This is a genomic window from Streptomyces sp. NPDC001816 (genome assembly GCF_042892235.1).
Taxonomy (GTDB): Bacteria; Actinomycetota; Actinomycetes; order Streptomycetales; family Streptomycetaceae; genus Streptomyces.
The window spans coordinates 636,786-654,283 of the sequence record NZ_JBIATY010000005.1; the positions used below are offsets into that span (position 1 = coordinate 636,786).

Annotated in this window: 15 protein-coding genes, 1 tRNA gene and 3 pseudogenes; 12 read left to right on the plus strand and 7 right to left on the minus strand. The window is 70.7% G+C overall.

The features are described 5' to 3' along the window. Positions 1–4: 4 nt before the first annotated feature. Together ACFYZZ_RS21570 and ACFYZZ_RS21575 are read left to right on the plus strand one after the other, a co-directional pair. Positions 5–787: a response regulator transcription factor gene (locus ACFYZZ_RS21570; protein WP_389178274.1), complete on the plus strand. Its 783-nt coding sequence runs from the start codon at positions 5–7 to the stop codon at positions 785–787. A 164-nt stretch (positions 788–951) separates the two neighbouring features. Continuing rightward, positions 952–2,673, plus strand: coding sequence for a hypothetical protein (locus ACFYZZ_RS21575; protein WP_389178195.1), 1,722 nt, complete (start codon positions 952–954; stop codon positions 2,671–2,673). On the opposite strand, the gene ACFYZZ_RS21580 is transcribed toward ACFYZZ_RS21575, so the two are convergent. Further along, positions 2,666–5,083, minus strand: coding sequence for an ATP-binding protein (locus tag ACFYZZ_RS21580; protein WP_389178198.1), 2,418 nt, complete (start codon positions 5,081–5,083; stop codon positions 2,666–2,668). The two genes, ACFYZZ_RS21575 and ACFYZZ_RS21580, sit on opposite strands and share 8 nt — an antisense overlap. A gap of 212 nt (positions 5,084–5,295) precedes the next feature. Continuing rightward, positions 5,296–7,668 carry a hypothetical protein gene (locus ACFYZZ_RS21585; RefSeq protein ID WP_389178201.1) on the minus strand — a complete coding sequence of 791 codons (2,373 nt, stop codon included), beginning with the start codon at positions 7,666–7,668 and terminating at the stop codon, positions 5,296–5,298. A 231-nt stretch (positions 7,669–7,899) separates the two neighbouring features. Between ACFYZZ_RS21585 and ACFYZZ_RS21590 the strand changes: the two genes are divergently transcribed. From ACFYZZ_RS21590 to ACFYZZ_RS21600, 3 genes and pseudogenes are all read left to right on the plus strand, one after another. Next, positions 7,900–8,460 carry a hypothetical protein gene (locus ACFYZZ_RS21590; RefSeq protein ID WP_389178204.1) on the plus strand — a complete coding sequence of 187 codons (561 nt, stop codon included), beginning with the start codon at positions 7,900–7,902 and terminating at the stop codon, positions 8,458–8,460. A gap of 228 nt (positions 8,461–8,688) precedes the next feature. Beyond that, the gene (locus ACFYZZ_RS21595; RefSeq protein WP_389178207.1) at positions 8,689–9,846 is read left to right on the plus strand and encodes a hypothetical protein; all 1,158 of its coding nucleotides are present in this window, start codon (positions 8,689–8,691) and stop codon (positions 9,844–9,846) included. A gap of 364 nt (positions 9,847–10,210) precedes the next feature. Beyond that, positions 10,211–10,444, plus strand: a pseudogene (locus tag ACFYZZ_RS21600) (protein-L-isoaspartate(D-aspartate) O-methyltransferase); the annotation flags it as partial. Positions 10,445–10,567: 123 nt separating this feature from the next. Here the strand turns inward: ACFYZZ_RS21600 and ACFYZZ_RS21605 are convergent. Beyond that, positions 10,568–11,020, minus strand: coding sequence for a YbhB/YbcL family Raf kinase inhibitor-like protein (locus ACFYZZ_RS21605; RefSeq protein ID WP_389178210.1), 453 nt, complete (start codon positions 11,018–11,020; stop codon positions 10,568–10,570). Between the two features lie 110 nt (positions 11,021–11,130). On the opposite strand from ACFYZZ_RS21605, the gene ACFYZZ_RS21610 reads away from it, so the two are divergent. From ACFYZZ_RS21610 to ACFYZZ_RS21635, 6 genes and pseudogenes are all read left to right on the plus strand, one after another. Next, positions 11,131–11,691, plus strand: coding sequence for a nucleoside-triphosphatase (locus tag ACFYZZ_RS21610; protein WP_389178213.1), 561 nt, complete (start codon positions 11,131–11,133; stop codon positions 11,689–11,691). Positions 11,692–12,270: 579 nt separating this feature from the next. Continuing rightward, positions 12,271–12,564, plus strand: a complete 294-nt coding sequence (locus ACFYZZ_RS21615) for a hypothetical protein (protein WP_389178216.1) — start codon at positions 12,271–12,273, stop codon at positions 12,562–12,564. A gap of 11 nt (positions 12,565–12,575) precedes the next feature. Further along, positions 12,576–12,785 (plus strand): hypothetical protein, encoded by a 210-nt coding sequence (locus ACFYZZ_RS21620; protein WP_389178219.1) that lies wholly within the window; start codon positions 12,576–12,578, stop codon positions 12,783–12,785. A 4-nt stretch (positions 12,786–12,789) separates the two neighbouring features. Beyond that, positions 12,790–13,080 (plus strand): cytochrome P450, encoded by a 291-nt coding sequence (locus tag ACFYZZ_RS21625; protein ID WP_389178222.1) that lies wholly within the window; start codon positions 12,790–12,792, stop codon positions 13,078–13,080. A gap of 350 nt (positions 13,081–13,430) precedes the next feature. Next, on the plus strand, positions 13,431–13,646 hold the full coding sequence (locus ACFYZZ_RS21630) for a DUF4177 domain-containing protein (protein ID WP_389178225.1): 216 nt from the start codon (positions 13,431–13,433) through the stop codon (positions 13,644–13,646). 46 nt (positions 13,647–13,692) lie between these two features. Further along, positions 13,693–14,169: pseudogene (locus ACFYZZ_RS21635) on the plus strand (SAM-dependent methyltransferase); the annotation flags it as partial. 36 nt (positions 14,170–14,205) lie between these two features. Here ACFYZZ_RS21635 and ACFYZZ_RS21640 read toward each other — a convergent pair. The 3 genes and pseudogenes from ACFYZZ_RS21640 to ACFYZZ_RS21650 all read right to left on the minus strand — a co-directional run. Beyond that, the gene (locus tag ACFYZZ_RS21640; RefSeq protein ID WP_389178228.1) at positions 14,206–15,690 is read right to left on the minus strand and encodes a DEAD/DEAH box helicase; all 1,485 of its coding nucleotides are present in this window, start codon (positions 15,688–15,690) and stop codon (positions 14,206–14,208) included. Positions 15,691–15,861: 171 nt separating this feature from the next. Beyond that, the gene (locus ACFYZZ_RS21645; RefSeq protein ID WP_311699250.1) at positions 15,862–16,065 is read right to left on the minus strand and encodes a cold-shock protein; all 204 of its coding nucleotides are present in this window, start codon (positions 16,063–16,065) and stop codon (positions 15,862–15,864) included. 464 nt (positions 16,066–16,529) lie between these two features. Further along, positions 16,530–16,744, minus strand: a pseudogene (locus ACFYZZ_RS21650) (IS481 family transposase); the annotation flags it as partial. Here ACFYZZ_RS21650 and ACFYZZ_RS21655 point away from each other — a divergent pair. Next, positions 16,741–16,849 (plus strand) — tRNA-OTHER (locus ACFYZZ_RS21655). The pseudogene ACFYZZ_RS21650 and the gene ACFYZZ_RS21655 overlap by 4 nt on opposite strands. Before the next feature lie 262 nt (positions 16,850–17,111). Here ACFYZZ_RS21655 and ACFYZZ_RS21660 read toward each other — a convergent pair. Beyond that, positions 17,112–17,498, minus strand: a 387-nt coding sequence (locus tag ACFYZZ_RS21660; protein WP_389178232.1) for a DNA-directed RNA polymerase subunit alpha C-terminal domain-containing protein, incomplete at its 5' end; no start/stop codon positions are given.

Here is a 17,498-nt window from a genome sequence, read left to right on the forward strand (position 1 = left end):
CCTGATGGCGGTCGCCGTGACGGCGCTGCACGAACGGGAGCCCGGACGTCTGTGGCCACTGCTCGGCACCGCGCTCACGGACCTGTGCGGCGGCGAGGCGGTCGTCCACAAGCTGGACCACTGGAGCGAGAACGAGGGCACCGTCGGGATGGCCCCCGACGCCGCCGCCACCGAACTGGGCCGACTCCGGGACTCGGACCTGGCTCTGCTGCGCACGGGCTACCCTCTCGCCGCCCACTACACGGCCCGGCCCGACCGGACCCCGGTCACCGCGTACCGGGCGGCCGGGTCCGACTGGCCGGGCAGTCCGACGGCCCGCCTGCTCGGTGACGTCCTCGACGTCGACCACGTGCTCGGCGTACCTCTCCCCGGGAGCAGCGCCCCGATCACCGGCTGCCTCGTCTACCGCTCCGGGACGGACTTCACCGACGACCACCTCGCCATGGCCGAGCGCGCGCAGCCGTTGCTGGCCGGCGTGGAGCGGCAGCGGCAGCTGCTGGAGGAGTGGCGGCGGTCGCTGGCCCCGGCCGGAGCGCCGGACGAGCGGGCGGCGGACTGTGCGCTGACGCCCCGCGAGACGACCGTGCTGCTCCTGCTCGCCGACGCGCTGACGGCAGACGCCATCGGCCGCCGCCTCGGCATCTCGGCCCGCACGGTCCACAAGCACGTGGAGAACATCTATCGCAAGCTGGGCACCCGCGACCGGGTCGGCACGGTTCTGCACGCTCAGCGGCTCGGTCTGCTCCCATCCCCCGGCGCCCAGGGGCCCTGTGCCGGTCCTTCCTGATTGGTTACCGTGGAGCGGTCCGCCGGGAGCGAGCAGATCTGAAGGGTTGTCAGCCAACTTGTCATCTGATAGGCCGACTGTGCCGCGAGCCGCGAGCCGCGAGCCGCGAGCCGCTGGTCCGGTGCGATGCAATGCGGTGCGGTGCGGCAGTCGGGGGTGCGGACGTGGTGTCCGGTAGCTCCTTCCTGCGGGTTCCGGTAGGCCCCGACGCCCATCGCTGGCGCACCTTCCCCACCGAGCGGACCCTGGTCGTCGCCGCCCGCACCGTCACCTCCACGGTGCGCGCCCTCGAGTCGCTTCCCGCCCTGCTGCGCGACGACCCTCGGGTGAGCGTCGTCTTCGCCCACGACCCCACCTCAGCGTTCGACTCAGGGGTGCTCGAACTGCTGCACTCGTCCGGCTGCCGGATCATGCCCTGGGAGCAGCTGGCCCACATCAGGGCCGACCTCGTGCTCACGGCGAGCGAGAACGTGGACGTACCGGAGGGCGACTGCCCGGTCCTGGTGCTGCCCCACGGCGTGGGCTTCCAGAAACGGGTCCCGGACGCACGCGGGCCGCACGACCGGCTGTCCGGCCTCGTACCGGACGCGCTCCTGGAGTCCGGCCGGGCCTGGCTCGCCGTCTCCCACCCCGACCAGGAGCGGCAACTCCTCGCCGCCCACCCGAAGACCGCCGGCCGCACGCTCCTGCTGGGCGATCCCTGCTACGACGAACTGCTGGCCGGCCGGCGGCACAGGCACGCGTACCGGGAGGCCCTCGGTGTCGCGGAGGACCAGCGGCTCGTCGTCGTCAGCTCCACCTGGGGGACCACTTCTCTCCTGGGCCGCTTCCCCGACCTGCCCGTGCGCGTCCTCGGCGCGCTCCCGCAGGACGAGTACCGGGTCGCCGCCGTCGTCCATCCCAACGTCTGGTCGGCCCACGGCGCCTGGCAGATCAGGTCCCTGCAGTCCGCGGCACTGGACGCGGGGCTGATCCTGCTGCCTCCCGTCCACGCCTGGCGCTCCGCCCTGGTCGCGGCGGACGTCGTGATCGGCGACCACGGCTCGGTGACGCTGTACGGTGCCGCGCTCGGAATTCCGGTGCTGCTCGGGGCGTTCGGCGCCGACGCGGTGCCGGGGACCGCCGTCCATGACCTGGCCGCGGCCGCCCCGCACCTCGACCCGGGCGCGGAGCTGAGGGAGCAGGTCGAGAGCGTCGTACGGAATCACACCCCTGAGCGCTACGCCGCAGTGGCACGCCGGGCCTTCGCCGATCCGGGAAACGCCCTCGCGCGGCTCCGCGCCGCCGTCTATGAACTGTTGAACCTGCCGGAGCCGGCCTCCTCACCCCCGCCGGACCTGCTGCTGCCCGCCCCGGAACCGGCCGCTCGGCCTGTCACCTCGTCGCTGGTCGTCACCGAGGTGAGCGAGGAGAGGTTCGGTCCGGTCGTCACGGTACGGCGGTTCCCTGCGGCGGCTCGTGCGCACGTCCAAGGCGACCTGGAGGGCACACAGCCTCTCTCCTTCACCCACCTCGCCTGCTCGGACGGCGAACGGGACCGACGGCTGCTGGAGAGCGCCTCCGTCGTCGAGCGGACGGACCGTGCCGACAGCGCGGCCGAAGCCCTGCGGTGGATCCGTGCCACGACGGCTGAGCTGCCCGGCAGTCTGCTGGCCGCCTGTGCGGTGCGGGGCGGCGGTCATCTGGTGGGGCTGCGCGACGGCCGCGTGGTGGAGGTGGCTGTCACCGGTCCGCCGATCGTGCCCGGGCTCGCAGCGGCTGTCGTCTACGCGTGCCTGCGCCAGGGCCGTTCCCTGGCCGACGCGTTGCTGTCGCTGCGGATCGGTCGGGTGCGGGACGAGGACGTGGTGCTGCGGCTGCGGCCCGTGCCACCCGTCGTCAGCTGAGGTCCCGCAGCCGTCGGCGTACCTCCTCCGCGCCCGGGTTGCCGCTCGCCTCGTAGATCTCGAGCACCCGGGTCAGCCAGGCCCGCACGTCTTCCTGGTGGCGGCCGGTCCGCTCGGCGATGCCGAGGAGTGCGAGCAGGGCTTCGGCTTCGTAGTGGGTCGCGTCCTGGTCCCGCAGGGTGCCGGCCGCCGAGCGCAACACGTGGACGGCCTCCTCGGTGTGGCCGAGGTGGTCCTGGGCGAGGCCGATGGCCAGGTGGACGCGGGCCGCCATGCGGGGGTCGGGCTCGGGGAGGTCCAGCAGGTCCTGCCGGGCCTCGGTGAGCGTGACCAGGGCCGTCGCGTGGTCCCCGCGGGCGTCCAGCGCGCAGCCGAGGAAGAAGGCGGCCAGGGCTTCGCCACGCCGGTCCCCGGCACGCCGGTTGAGGTCGACTGAGTACCGGTACGTCTCCACCGCGCGGGGCGGGTCGAAGCGGTCCAGGTAGCGGCCGAGGAACTCCTGGACGGAGGCGCGCAGCAGCAGCCGGTCGGTCGACTCGGCGAGAGTGACCGAGCGCTCCAGCTCCGTGCGGGCGCGCTCGTACTCGCCCAGGTCCGTCAACGGGCGGGACAGCAGGCTGCGCAGGCGGGCCTCGCCCGCCACGGCCTCGGCGGCGGTATCGCCCGGGGTGTCCTGGGCCGCGGCGAGTGCACCGGCGGCTTCAGCACCCAGTTCCAGGGACTCCTTCCAGGCGCCCAGGTAGCGGTGGTGGAGGAAGAGGGCCGTGAACGCCTCGGCCAGCGGCCAGGCGACGGCGTGCAGACCGTGGCGTACGGCGGCCCGAAGGACGGCCAGGATCGCGGCGCACTCGGCGTCGAGCCAGGTCAGCGGGGAGGGGCCGGCCTCAGCGGAGAAGGGGTCGCGGGCGCCCGCCAGGAGCGCGGACAGGTCGGCGATCCGCAGCCGGTCCCTGCGCAGGGCGCGGTCGGCGAGCGCGACGAGGACGAGGTAGTGGGTGGCCACCCGTTCGAGCAGCGCGGTCTCCTCGGTGGCCGGCTCCTCCGCGACCGCGCGGTCGCGGGCGTACAGGCGGACGAGGTCGTGCATGCGGTAGCGGCCGTCGCGTTCGGTCTCCAGCAGGCTCGCGGCGGCGAGTTCGCGCAGCAGCCGCCTGGCGGTACGGGTGTCGACACCGGCCGCCGCCGCGGCGACCCCGGCGTCGAAGAGCCCGGCCGGCACCCAGCCGAGCAGGCGGAACATGCGGGCAGGTCCGGGCGGCAGCAGCCGGTAGGAGGGCCCGAGGACCGCGGACACCGAGTAGGTGCTGCCGGGCAGGGACATCCCGTCCAGCCGGTCGGCCTCGTCCTCGAGATCGTCGGCGAGGTCCGCCGGGGTCAGGGCGTCGTCGGTGAGCAGCCGGGTCGCCACGATGCGCAGGGCGACGGGCAGGCCGCCACACAGGTCGACGAGGCGTGCGGCCGTCGCCGGGTCGGCCTCGACGGTCTCCCGTCCCGAGTGGTCGGCGAGCAGGGCCAGGCCGCTCTCCGTGTCGAGGGGTTTCAGCGCGATGAGGTCGGCTCCGTCGACCGCCACCAGTTCGGTGAGCCTGCTGTGGCTGGTGACGACGACCGTGCTGCCGGGCCCGCTGGGGATCAGGGGCCGTACCTGGGCGGGCAGGGTGACGTTGTCGATGAGGACGAGGATGCGCCGGTCGCGCGAGCAGGAGGCGTACTGCCGGGTCAGCTCGGCGAGCGTGGCCGGGACGTGCTCGTCGCTGCGCATGAGCGCCTTGAGGATCGCGGCGAGGGCCTGGGAGACGTCGGCGCCCATGGCGGCGCCGACGGCGGACTCGTCGCGCAGGGCGGCGTAGTCGACGTAGAACAGGCCGTCCGGGAACCGGTCCCGCTCCTTGTCGGCCCAGCGGCAGGCGAAGGCGGTCTTGCCGACCCCGGGCAGCCCGGCCAGCACCGCGAGGCCGACCCGGCCGGGCTCGCCGCACAGGGCGTCCATACGGGCCAGTTCGGCGACCCGGTTGCTGAACGTGCCGGTCAGGGCCGGGATGTGGTCGGGAGGCGCGTCGCCGACGGCTGGTCGCGCGTCGAAGGTGATGTCGTACGACGTTCCCGGCATGAGTTCGGACAGGACGTGCCGCAGTTCCTCGGCCGCCTCGGGGTCGCTCCGCAGGATGTCGAGCAGGCGCCGTTCCCATGCGGCGGCGACCCGGTTCGCCGCCCGTTCCTCCTCGCCCCGCTCCCGGGCCGCGTCCAACTCCTCGCGGGAGGCCTCCAGTTCCTCGTCCGCTCCGCGCCCCGAGAGCCGGCCGGTCAGCCGCCGGGCCAAGTGCTTGGTCTTTCCCCAGGAGTCCGCGACCATGAGCCCGATCAGGGCCGTGGCCCCCTGCGCGGCGAGCGTCCCCAACTCGGCGTCCACCAAGCCCCCTTCACTTCGTCCACCAGCACCGGGACAGGCGCAGCCCACGGTAGAAGGATCTCCGCCGGATTCCCAGTCGGCCGCGCCGTGACCCCGGGAAGGTCGGCCACGCCCTGGGGTCGCCCGTGCACGAATCAGGCCCTCGTTTCCTTCCTTGCCGGAAGGGAACGAGGGCCTGATTCGTGTGCTGCCGTGGTGCGGGGGGGGATCGGTCAGTCCCGCGTGCCGCGGCGCCGCTTCACGCGGGCCAGGACGAAGCCGACGGCCACGAGGACCGCGGCGATCCCGGCGACGAGTCCGACCTGGGCGCCGGTGTCGGCAAGGCCGCCCCCGTGGTCGTCGTCGTTCTTTCCGGGCGGAGTGGTCGGCGTCGGCGTGGGGCTGCCGGAGTGGCTGCTGGACGGTTCGGGAGCCGGGCTGCTGGGCTTGTGCGTGGGCCTGCCGGTCGGGCTCGGGTCCGGTTCCGGGGTGCCGCCGTTGTCGGTGTTCCCGGAGCTGCCGCCGAGGTAGGCGGTGTAGGTGTCGCGGTAACCGGTCTCCGTGCGGACGGAGTTCTTGGTGGTGACGTCCAGGCGGGGGTGTTCGGCCTGGAACCGGGCCCGGCTGATCTTCTTCTCGGGCTGCTTGGAGAAGTCGACACCGCCCATCACGCAGGTCTTGTTCTCCCCGTTGTACTCACACGGGTAGCTGTAGTCGCCCTTGGTGAAGGACGTGACGTACTCGTCGTACGTCTTCTTGGGCGTCCAGCCGGTGTTGGGGGCGCGCAGGGGCCACCGCTTGACGTCGCCGCTGCCGATGATGGCGTGGAAGTCGGTGGGGTGGTCCTTGTCCTGCCGGCGGATGTACTCGGCCGCGACGCGCGACTTGTAGACGCGGCGCAGGTCGGCGTACTTCGGGTCTTCGTTGATCTTCTTCTCGATGCCCGGGAGGATGTACTGGTCGACCAGCCGCTGCGACGTCTGGACCTGCTCCTTGGTCAGGGAGCAGTCGCCGTTCGGGCTGGGGGTGGTGAAGTCGATCGGCGCGGACTTCACCTCGAGCGGCGCGTCCAGGATGTAGATGCCGTTCTCGTCAACGCGGACCTTGGCGGCCTTGGGCACGATCCAGTTGCGCAGAGAGTGCGAGCACGGGAGACCGGCGTCGCTCATGGCGTCCCAGTACGTCTTTCCGGGCTCGACACGCGGGTCCATGGCGCGGGCGTAGTCGTGCTTCATGTCCAGGTCGGCGACCAGGAGGACGCGTCCGGCGTCGGTCTTCCCGAACGTCGGGTCCATGATCTTGTCCGGCTGGTCCGGGTTCAGGTTCACCCAGAACGAGCGCGGGTCGAGGGCGAGCCAGGTGAACATGGCGTCGGAGGCGAGCTGGAGCTTGGCCTGCCCGCCGTAGCCGGGGTTGGTGTCCTCGTCGTCGACGTAGTCGGCCTTGAAGGAGTAGTCGAGGCCCTTGCCCTTGACGGGGTTGCCGACGTACTGGATCTCCAGGGTGGTGAAGTCGACACCGCCCGGGCCGCGGCCGAGCGCGCTGCGGGTGTTGGCCTGGTTGAACTCGCGCTGGATCCGCTTGGCGTCGTTCAGGTTCCTGCCCGAGCCGAACGCGATGTCGTTCATCGGGCCGGCGGTGCCCCTGGCCGGGTTGGGGTTCATCACAGGGTAGTACTTGGAGTACTTCGTGGTCGGGTAGACGCCCATGCCGGTCGCGCGGCGCTCGTAGATGCGCACCGGGTTGCCGGTGGTGCCGCGTTCACCGCGGAGCGCCTGGTTGAGCTTGCCGTACTGGTTGACGGTGCCCTTGGCGGCCTTCTCGCCACCGTAGATGACCAGGTTCTTCTTGGTGAAGTCGTAGGTGGCGTCCTTGTGCCGCAGGACGATCCGGTCGGCGGCGTACTGCTTGGGGCGGTACTTGGACGTGGACTTGAACTCGGCGAACTGGTCCTTCTTCGCGTTGTACGCGTCGTACTTGCGGCGCGCGAGCAGCTTCCCGTTCTGGTCGCGGACCTCGACGGTGACCTCGCACAGCCAGTCCGGACCGATCAGGTTGAAGTCGCGGACGGTCTTGCGCTCGAAGACCGCGCCCTTGTGGTTGTTCTGCTGGTTCTGGGTCAGGTACCGCTTCTGCCAGCGCTTGAAGGGCAGGCGTGCGCCGGTTCCGCCCTTGAGGTAGCGGTTGTAGCGGGTGTAGATGCCCTGCTTCATGTCGTCAGGGTCTTTGGACTGGGCGTACTTCTTGTCCCAGGCGTCGATGTCCTCGTCCGTACTGCCGAGCTGGGCCAGTTCCTGCGCGGTGGGGGTCGGAACGTCCTCGAACCCCTTGAACAGGTGGTCGTAGAAGTACTTCTCTTCCAGGCCGGGCCAGGACTCCTCGAACTGGGCGCCGCCAGGGGCACCGGAGTTCGCCGGCGTCCGCGGGTACTTCTTCCCGAGGTGCATCTCGTCGCACCGCTTGCCGGTGGTGATCTGCGCGGTGTCGCCGGGCGCGGCCTGGGCCGGGGCGGCGGGCAGGCCCACCAGCATCATCCCGGCCGCCGAGATGACCGCGAGGCAGGAGGCCAGGCGGGCACGCAGGCGGGTTCGTATCGGTGTATTCAACTGCTTTTGTCCCTGGTAGGGGCACATGGGACTGGAGGCGGACGGTGCGGGCCCCCGTGACATGTCACCGTCCACCGGGGCACCCTAGGGGCTGACGCCACGTAAGTCGCAACGAATTGTTGCGTGCGGCGTGTCGCAACTCAGGCCCTGAGCAGGCCGGTTCGAGGACCTCGACCACGCCGCCTCGGCCGGTCGCCTGCCGGGTTCTCCCGGGTTCTCTACAGTGCCCGCATGAGCGAGCACACTGACGACGCGCACGATCCGCAGCGGCACCCGGAGTTGCTGGTGTGGCTGGCCGAACGACAAGCCGCCTTCGAACACTGGGCCCGGACCAACGGCGGTGCGGAACGGTGGGACTTCGGCCCCGCCTCGCTGGAGCCGCTGGAAGAGCTGGTCCGGGAGCGGTTCGGCACCCTGGAGGACGTGTTCGGCGCCCGGCGCGGCGAGTTCGTCCAGGGCGCCGTCTGGTACCTCGGCGAGACCGTCCGCCGTGCTCGCGGGCTGGTGTGGAAGTACGAGCCCATGATCCTGGACGAGACAGCGCCGGCGCCCCGCCTGTTCGCGCCGGTGCACCAGAACGGCACCGTCGACACGCCGTGCGTCAGCCCTGCCGGCGCCGATGAGTCGGCAGGGCAGTACCCGCTGAACATGCTGTGCCGTCTGCTGATGAAACACGACGAGATCGGCGCTCCGCTCGAGTACCACCTGGTGGAGGCGCTGGAAGAGCCTGACGATGACTTCGAGGACTTCGAAGGCGATGAGGACCACGAGGACGATGAGGACTCCGCCTAGGTGGCATGCAGTCGTGGCCGCGCCGGGGCTACGGGGTCACGCCAGGAAGGACCTGCCGTCCCGGCCCGCGGCTCGGCGGTACTGAACGGCCTGGTCGCCGCCACCATGCTTACGACGGGCCGGCGCGCCCGACCGCCCCGCGTTCCGCACCGTTTTGCGCTCGTCGAGCTCCATCGCCCCCAGGGCGCGCATCATCGAAGGAGGGGAGACCATCGACGAGGAGTGGCGATGAGGTTGTCGTTCCTTGAACCTCTCTACGCGGAGCCGGGCCCGTTCGCCTCCGTGTACCTGGACACCTCCCGAAACGTCGAGCATCCCGACCGGGCGATCGCGCTGCGCTGGCAACGGCTGCGCGAGAGCCTGTCCCGTCAGGGCTCGGACCGGGCGCTGCTGAACGTACTGGAGGAGGTGGTCGGCGCCGACACAGAGGTGCCGGGGGCGCACGGTCAGGCCATCTTCGCCGCCCACGGCACGCTCGTCCTGGACGGGGAGCTGCCCAGGCCGCCCGAGCACGACTCCGCGCGCTACAGCACCCTGCCGGACGCGATGCCCCTGGTCACCCAGCACCTTCCGGAGATCCCCTACATGGCCGTAGTCGTCCGCTACGGCGGCCTTCCGACCGCCGAGACCCACGGCTGGGTAACTCTGGAGGCGGAGACCGGCACCTGGCCCGCGTCCACCGTCACCCCGGGTGAGCGGCTGCACCACAGGGTCGCCGTGGCGACCTGGCACCGCACCTCCCTCCGGCTCGGTCACCGGCTGGACGAACGGGCGCGGCGCGCCCATGCCGACGCCGTCGTCGTGGGCGGGGACGAGTGGGCGTGCAACGTACTGATCCGCCGCCTGCCGCACACCCTGCGGGACAAAGTCGTACGCGTGGGCGGCCGGACCCCCACCGACACAGGTCGCGCCCTGTTGGAGCCGCAGCTCGACGGCGTCTTCCGCGGCCGCATGGCCGCGCACGACCGGGAACTCGTGGACATTTTCATCGGCCGGCGTGCCCTGGACGGACCCGTGGCGGAGGGGCTTGCCGCCACCGTCGCCGCCCTCCAGCGCGGCCAGGTCGCGGCACTGCTGCTGAACCGACCGCCTGGGTCTTCGCTGCGGCTCTGGGTGGGCTCCCAGCCCACCCACCTCGCCCTGACCGAGGCGGAGCTGATGTCCTTCGGCGTGCGGGCCCCGCGCGAGGAACGCGCCGACGAGGCCCTCGTCCGGGCCCTCGTCAGCACCGGCGCCGAGCTGGTCGTCGTACCGGAGAGCGAGCTGAGGCTGTACGAGGGCGTGGGCGCCCTGCTGCGCTACACCGACCCGGGGACCCCGTCCGGAGCAACAGCGGCGCGGAGGAGACAGACGTTTCGATCACCCCGCCCAAGACCTGGGCGGTAGGCGTGCCGGCGGTGGCCAACCCACTGAGTCACTCCCTGGAACAGACGACGGTCCGCCGTCCGGCGCCGGCGCTGCGACGTCGAGCGGCGAGCGGCGAGCGGCGAGCACGATGACGCCGTGCGGCCTGTGGAACGCACCACGAGCGGGGCCTCCGGCGCCACCGCCACGGCCCCGCGCTCCGATGGCCCATGAAGGCACCCCGAGGACCTGGTCCGCGCGGCCCACGCCGTGGGCGTGACCGACGCCCGTCTCCTGGAGGCCGTACGGAGCATCCCCCGGGCGGAATACGTCCGCGCGGACGAGGTGGCATCCGCAAGACGAATAGGTCCTGGAGGTCGGGACCGGATCCGGCCGGCAGGCCGCTCTGCCGGCCCGCTCGGCCGCGTACGTCGTCAGCGTCGAGCGCCGGCCCGACCTGGTCGACGAGGCTCGTCTGCGGCCGGCCGGGCAGGCGTCGGCAATGCCGAGGTCGTACTCGGCGACGGGACTCGGGATGCCGACCCGTGCCCCGTACGACACCGTCATCGTCTGCGCGGCCTTCCCGCGAGTGCCTGAGCCGCTCGTGGATCAGCTCCGCACCGGTGGCCGGCTCGTCCAGCCGATCGGGCAGGGCGGGCAGGAGCGCGTCGAGCTGTACGGGCGGCGGGCCCACAACCTGGTGCAACCGCAGGACGGTCACCGCGGCCCGGTTCGTCCGGCTGTACGGCGCCCATGGCTACGCTCAGCGCTGATAGGTCCCGACCAGGGTGCCGGAGGCCAGCTCCCTGCCCTTCAGGGCACGGTGCACGTCCTCGACGCCCGGGTGGCCGTGCAGCGGCAGCGGCTCGGACAGGGCGTACAGGCGGAAGAAGTAGCGGTGCGGCCCGTGCCCCGGTGGAGGCATCGGCCCTCCCCAGCCCGCGCGGCCGAAGCCGTTGGGCCACGGCAGGCCACCCTGGGGCTTCTGGCCCTCCGCCGCCCCGGTGGTCCCCGGATCGATGCCGGTCACCAGCCAGTGCAGGAAGGTCGCCCCCGGCGCGTCCGGGTCCTCGCACACGAGCACCAGCTCCGTGGCCTCGTGGGGCACCCCCGACCAGGTCAGGGGCGGTGAGATGTTCTCACCCTCCCCGCTGTACCGACGGGGGATCATCGTTTTGTCGTCGAACGCGGTGCTGCTGAGTTCAATTCCGCTCATGCGCGCCGCCATACCCGCAACGGCGGCATCGGCACCGGTCCGCACCCCAAAACCCCCACTCGGCCGAGCCCACCCGGGCCGCCTCAGGAAGCGGGGGTGAAGATGGCAGTGTGCCGGTAAGGATCCTGCTCGAGGGCCGCCCTGGCGCGGGCAAAACGACCGCCCTGCGTCGGCTCGCCGCGCTGCTGCCCGCCCACGCGGCCACCGGCTTCACCACGGAGGAGATCCGGCAATCCGGCGCCCGCGTCGGATTCGCCCTGGAGACCCTGGCAGGCCGACGGGAAGTGCTCGCCCATGTCGACCTGCCCGGTCCGCCACGGGTAGGGAAATACGGCGTCGACCCGGGCGTCATGGAACGACTGGCGCTGCCGTCGCTTCGCCCGGCAGCAACCGAGGAGGCAACAGGGCGGCTGGTGCTCATCGACGAGCTGGGGCGGATGGAACTGGCGTCCGCGGCGTTCCGGCACGCGGTCGACGCGCTGTTCGTCGCCGAGGTCGACATCGTCGCCACGGTCCACACGCACCCCGATCCGTTCACCGACGCCCTCAAGCGGCGCGCCGACATCGAGGTCGTCCGGCTCACCTCGGCAAATCGGGATGTCCTGCCGGGGGAGCTCGCGGCCCGGCTGCAGCAGCCCCGGACGCAGGGAAGGCCTCCCTCTCACGGATGAGAGACCGGCTTCATCGGCTCGGCGACCTCCTGGACGCGGTGGTCGAGGGGACCGCCCGACGCTCTGGCCAGGGGAAGCTCCGACACTGCTGGCAAGATCGCCGCCCGCCCTCATTCGGCGCGGCCTGAATTCGACGCTACAGTCCCGCCACAGACGTCAGCCGAGGAAGCTCAGCCGCACCTTGCGGTCGGGATTGTCCTTGTTCGTGTCCGCCAACCTCCGTTAAGGCAACCCCGACCCTACCGGCGTGCCCAGGGCGATGTCGGCCGCAGGGGCGAGTCACCCACGGTGTGGGGCCAGCTCAACTCACCGCCGGAGACGCATACGCTCTGAGTGGGCTCCGGGGAGGCCGGAACTCCAGGAACGGGAACAGGGGAGCTTCCATGGTGACAGCGCGCCGGTTTCCGCTCGGCTCCGCGACCACGCTCGCGGAGCTGGAGGACGACCCCCGCTTCTCTACCGCCCAGGTGGTCGGTCCGAGCATGCTCTCCGTGGAGGGCGCCGAGCACAAGCGGCACCGCGCTCCCTTCACCGACCCGTTCCGTCACGCACGATGTACACGACCGGTTCACCGGGTTCGTGGAACAGGAAGCCGCCCGGCTCGTGGAAGGCATCCGGCCGCGTGGCAGCGCCGAACTGCGCCGGAAGGTGGCCGGGCCTCTGGCCGTCGCCGTCGTTGCCGAGTCGCTGGGCTTGGTCGGCACTGACGCCGGGGCGGTGCTGTCCTGGTACGACGCCATCGTGAGCGCGGTCTCCGACATCACCGCCGGGCTGCCGGCGAACCCTGCCGGGGCGGCGGCATTCGAGCAGCTGCGAGGAAGCGTCGAGGCGACGCGTCGCTGCTGGTCAAGGCAGCCGACAGCAAGCGCCTGAAACTGCCGGGGGTGGTCGCCAACGCCGCCGTGCTGATGTTCGGCGGTATCGAGACCACCGAGGGCGTGATCGCCAACGCCGTACTGCACTTGCTGGCACCCCTGGTCAACTCGCCCTCGTGCGTGCCGATCCAGACCTGGTCGACGCGGCGATCGAGGAACCGCTCCGCCTGGAACCCGCCGCGGCGGTCGTGGACCGCTACGCAACAGCCGACGCGATGATCTGGTGGTCGTCTCGCTCGCCGGCGCGAACCGCGACCCCGAGATCTTCCAAGACCCCGACGGTTTCGACCTGCGACGGGGCAACTCCCGCCTCCAGCTGGCCTTCGCGCACGACCCCCACTTCTGTCTGGGCGCCCACCTTGCCCGCCTGGAAGCCGGCGCCTGCCTCCGCGCGCTTCTCGACCGTCTCCCCGGCTTGCGGCTCGACCCGGCCTCGCCCACCGCGCCCAGGGGCCTGGCCTTACGGAAGCCCCCGGCTCTGCGCGTCCGCTGGGACGTGTCGGCGCAGCGCTGACGCGACGCCGGCTTACCTCCGCTTTGCGCTGTACCGGCACCGCCGAAGAAGGTCAGGCGGCGAACGGTTCGGGCGAGTGAGCGCGGATGCACTCGATGTCGCTGAAGACGGCCCTCAGGTGGCTGGGCAAGGAGGAGCGGGCGAGGGGTGCCCGACTGGCGAGCGCCGTGGACCTACTGGCCCTGAACCGTACGCCGCCGGGCTCACGCCTGAGGTGCGCACTGTGTCATAGCCCTCCTCGCCCCCTCCCTCGATGACATGACCCCCACCCCGCCGTGTGGGGCAACGTCGAATGGTGATTGGCTGTCCCCGGTTCCGTCAGCCAGTCCATCCACGGGAAGGCCCCAGCCATGAGCAACCCCTACGCACTCGAATACAAGGTCGTCACCTTCCGCGAGTCACTCATCGGAGACGCACTGGACAGCGGCAAGCTGGAGAAGGTTCTGAACAAGCACGCCGAGGACGGCTGGGCCCTCAAGGCGATCACGTCCGCCGACGTCAAGGGCCGTATAGGGCCCGGTGCGGTCGAGGGCCTGCTGCTCACTCTGGAGCGTCCGCGCCGCTGACGGCTGCCGTTACTGCGCGGCACGGTGAACGACGGGCTCCGCCGTACTCGCCCTGGGTGGCATGGCCACGACTGCCGTCCCCGGCGGGTTCACCCTGGTTCATCTCGTCTAAACACCATCACGAGCCTGCTCACGAAGGGACGAGCAGGTCGAGTGCTTCCGAAATGCCGCACGTCATCTGACGCCCGGCGGCCGATTCGTCATCGAGCTGGGCCTACTGCCACTACGGTTCCTGCCGTCCGGGCAGGTCGCGGTGCCGTTCGGCGTCTCCGAGCGGCATCTCGGCTTCGACACCTTCGACCCGGTCGAGCGGATTCTCGTCTCGCACCACTTCACCCGCGACAGCGACGACGGCCGCTACCGCCGCGGCAACTCCCGGCACCGGTACGCATGGCCGACGGAGCTGGACCTGATGGCACGGATCGCCGGGCTCGAGCTGGAACGACGCGTCGCGGACCGGGACGAGGCGCCGTTCACCCAGGACTCCGCGAAGCACATCTCCGTGCGGCGCAAGTCGGCCTGAGTCACGGACACAGCGTAATACGGCACTGTTGCCGGCCTACGCGCCACGACGGACCCGGGCGGCCTTGCGGGCCTCGGCAATCTGGCGGGCCTCAGCAGACCGGCGAGACTCGCCCCCGCCACCGGCCCGCCCCTGGCGGGTACCCAGACCACGGAAAGGGGCACCCCCGCGCTTCGGGCGCTCCGCGACCGGCCCGGTGTCGCCGACAGGAACACCGGAGGGAGCCTGGGCGCCGGTGATGCGGCTCAGCTCGGCCTCGCCGGAGCGGACCTGTGTGATCTGCGGTCTGATGCCTGCGTCGGACATGAGACGGGCCATGTCCCGGCGCTGGCCGGGGAGGACCAGCGTGACGACACTGCCGGACTCGCCGGCGCGGGCAGTTCGGCCACCGCGGTGCAGGTAGTCCTTGTGGTCGCCCGGCGGGTCGACGTTGACCACGAGATCGAGGTCGTCGACGTGAATGCCCCGAGCCGCGACGTTGGTGGCCACCAACGCCGTGACGTCGCCGGTCTTGAACTGTGCCAGGGTGCGGGTGCGCTGGGGCTGCGACTTGCCACCGTGCAGCGCCGCGGCCTTCACGCCGCTGCTCAGCAGGTGCCTGGTGAACTGGTCGACAGCGTGCTTGGTGTCCAGGAACATGATCACGCGCCCGTCGCGGGCAGCGATTTCGGTGGCAGTGGCGTACTTGTCGGCGCCGTGCACCTGCAGCACGTGATGCTCCATCGTGGTGACCGCGCCCGCCGACGGGTCGACCGAATGGACGACCGGGTCATGGAGGTAACGACGGACCAGGAGATCGATGTTGCGGTCCAGCGTGGCCGAGAACAGCATGCGCTGGCCGTCGGGACGTACCTGGTCCAGCAGTTCGGTGACCTGCGGCATGAAACCCATGTCCGCCATCTGATCGGCCTCGTCCAGGACGGTGACGTTCACCCGGTCCAGGCGGCAGTCCTTGCGCTCGACGAGATCTGCGAGGCGGCCAGGAGTCGCGACGACCACCTCGGCCCCGGCACGCAGTGCGCCGGCCTGCCTGCCGATCGACATGCCGCCGACCACAGTGGCCAGCCGCAGCTTCAGCAACCGGGCGTACGGGGCGAGCACATCGGTGACCTGCTGGGCCAGCTCGCGCGTGGGGACGAGGATCAGGGCCAGCGGCTTCCGCGCCTCGGCACGCTGCCCGCTCGTGCGCGCAAGGACCGCCAGGCCGAAGGCGAGCGTCTTGCCCGATCCGGTGCGCCCGCGGCCCAGGACGTCACGCCCTGCAAGGGAGTTCGGCAACGTGGCCGCCTGGATCGGGAACGGCTCGTTCAGGCCGAGGCCGGTGAGCATCTTCAGCAACTCGACGGGCATGTCCAGTTCACCGAAGGTCGCGGCCGCGGGCAGGGCCGGAGTGACGGTGACCGGCAGCGCGAACTCCCCCTGCGGTGCGGAGGAACGGCGCCCGGTGTCGCCTGAACCGGCGCTGCGGCGCCCCTGATCCTGTGGGCGGATACGGTCGTGCGTACGAGCTGAACGGCTCATGGAGAACCTTCCTCGGCAGGGCGCGCATCGAGGAATTCCCGACAGGAACGAGCCGGATGAATTGCAAGAACGAGCCGGAGGGGGGACAAAAAGAATTCCATCGGAATATAAAAACAAATATCTGGGACCCCACCGCAAGACGGGGCCCCAGATATCTCATACGCTTCGACGTCAGGCGGGAGTGATGTTCTCCGCCTGCGGACCCTTCTGGCCCTGCGTGATGTCGAAGTTCACCTTCTGGCCTTCCTGGAGCTCACGGTAGCCCTGGGTGGCAATGTTCGAGTAGTGGGCGAAGACGTCCGGGCCGCCGCCGTCCTGCTCGATGAACCCGAAGCCCTTTTCCGCGTTGAACCACTTGACGGTGCCAGTAGCCATGTCACATCTCCTTGGGGGCAGTGCCCGCGGGCCCACACCGTGTGAACCCCTGCGTTGCCACAATGAACCCCGTCCGGATAAGCACCGGAGATACAGAAATGCCCGACGACATAAAGCCGCCGAGACACTTGAAGTTTCGGGAACCACAACTGCAACTGCCAATAATTTTAGCACGGTACGCGCACCTGCACTAGTTTCACCCGTGACGCTGGGCCTCAGCCTCACGGGAGCAGCGGATCAGTACGTCGGCCGGCGTCAACTCGAATACTTTCGAAATATCCCGACTTGTTACCGCGAAAGACGGGGCCGGAATCCCTCGGTGTCGAGCTATTCGAATCCCTCCCGCCGTCAGGCCGCGCCCGCCGGCTCGGAGAAGCGCCGCACGGAGTGCAGGCCGGCGAAGACAGCCCTGGCCCGGTCCTTGGTGCCGGACCCGAGACCCTTCAGCTTCTCGGTTCGGTCGAACCGAGGGGACGGGCACCCCCGCCCGCCAGCAGGGCTTCGAGGTCCCGGCCGGATCGCCTCGAGAACAGAGTCTTGTGCCACCCGCCACCGATCAGCACGTGCAGCCAGGCCGATCCGCAAGGTCTCTGTGATGCCGGCCAGGTCCCGGGCCGAACTGGAGCGCTGGCTGTGGCTGACATCCACGGACGACATCAACGGCACCGGACGCAGGCACCCATGCGCGGCCCGGCACGCTCAACCCGACCGCGTGGTGACGCGCCCGGACGCGCTCGTATCGAATCCAAACCGGGTGTCGCAGGTTCGCATCCTGCCGGGTGCATCGTGCCTGACCAGGCAATATGTATCGGACAGCCTCGGGGCACCAACTGGGACAGCGTGCCCGGCGGCGTTCTCGGCCACACCCGAGGGGACGGAAGGCAAGACAAGGCAGAAATGGCGGCCGCCTTCGCCATCCTGAGCAGGCTCGGAGGGCTTGGGCGTCTGCATCTCCGTCGGTGGGCCCTCGGGGAAGCACCGGCGTTCGGCCGGTGCTCATCGCTGGCCCCTCTGCCTTCCTGGCCCCCCACGACCTGGCGCGGCGTTCAGTACTGCTCGGTCTCCATGAAACCCGTGTTCCCGTTGTCGTCCGCGTCGAAGGCAGCGGCGGTCGGGTCGAATCCGGGCGGGCTGTCCTTGAGGGCCAGGCCCATGCCGGCCAGCTTCGCCTTGACCTCGTCGATGGACTTCGCACCGAAGTTGCGAATGTCGAGGAGGTCGGCCTCGGAGCGCGCCAGGAGCTCACCCACCGAGTGGACGCCCTCACGCTTGAGGCAGTTGTAGGAGCGGACCGTGAGCTCCAGCTCCTCGATCGGCAGCGCCATGTCGGCGGCCAGGGCGGCGTCCGTCGGGGACGGACCCATGTCGATGCCCTCGGCGTCGATGTTCAGCTCGCGGGCGAGACCGAACAGCTCGACCAGGGTCTTACCGGC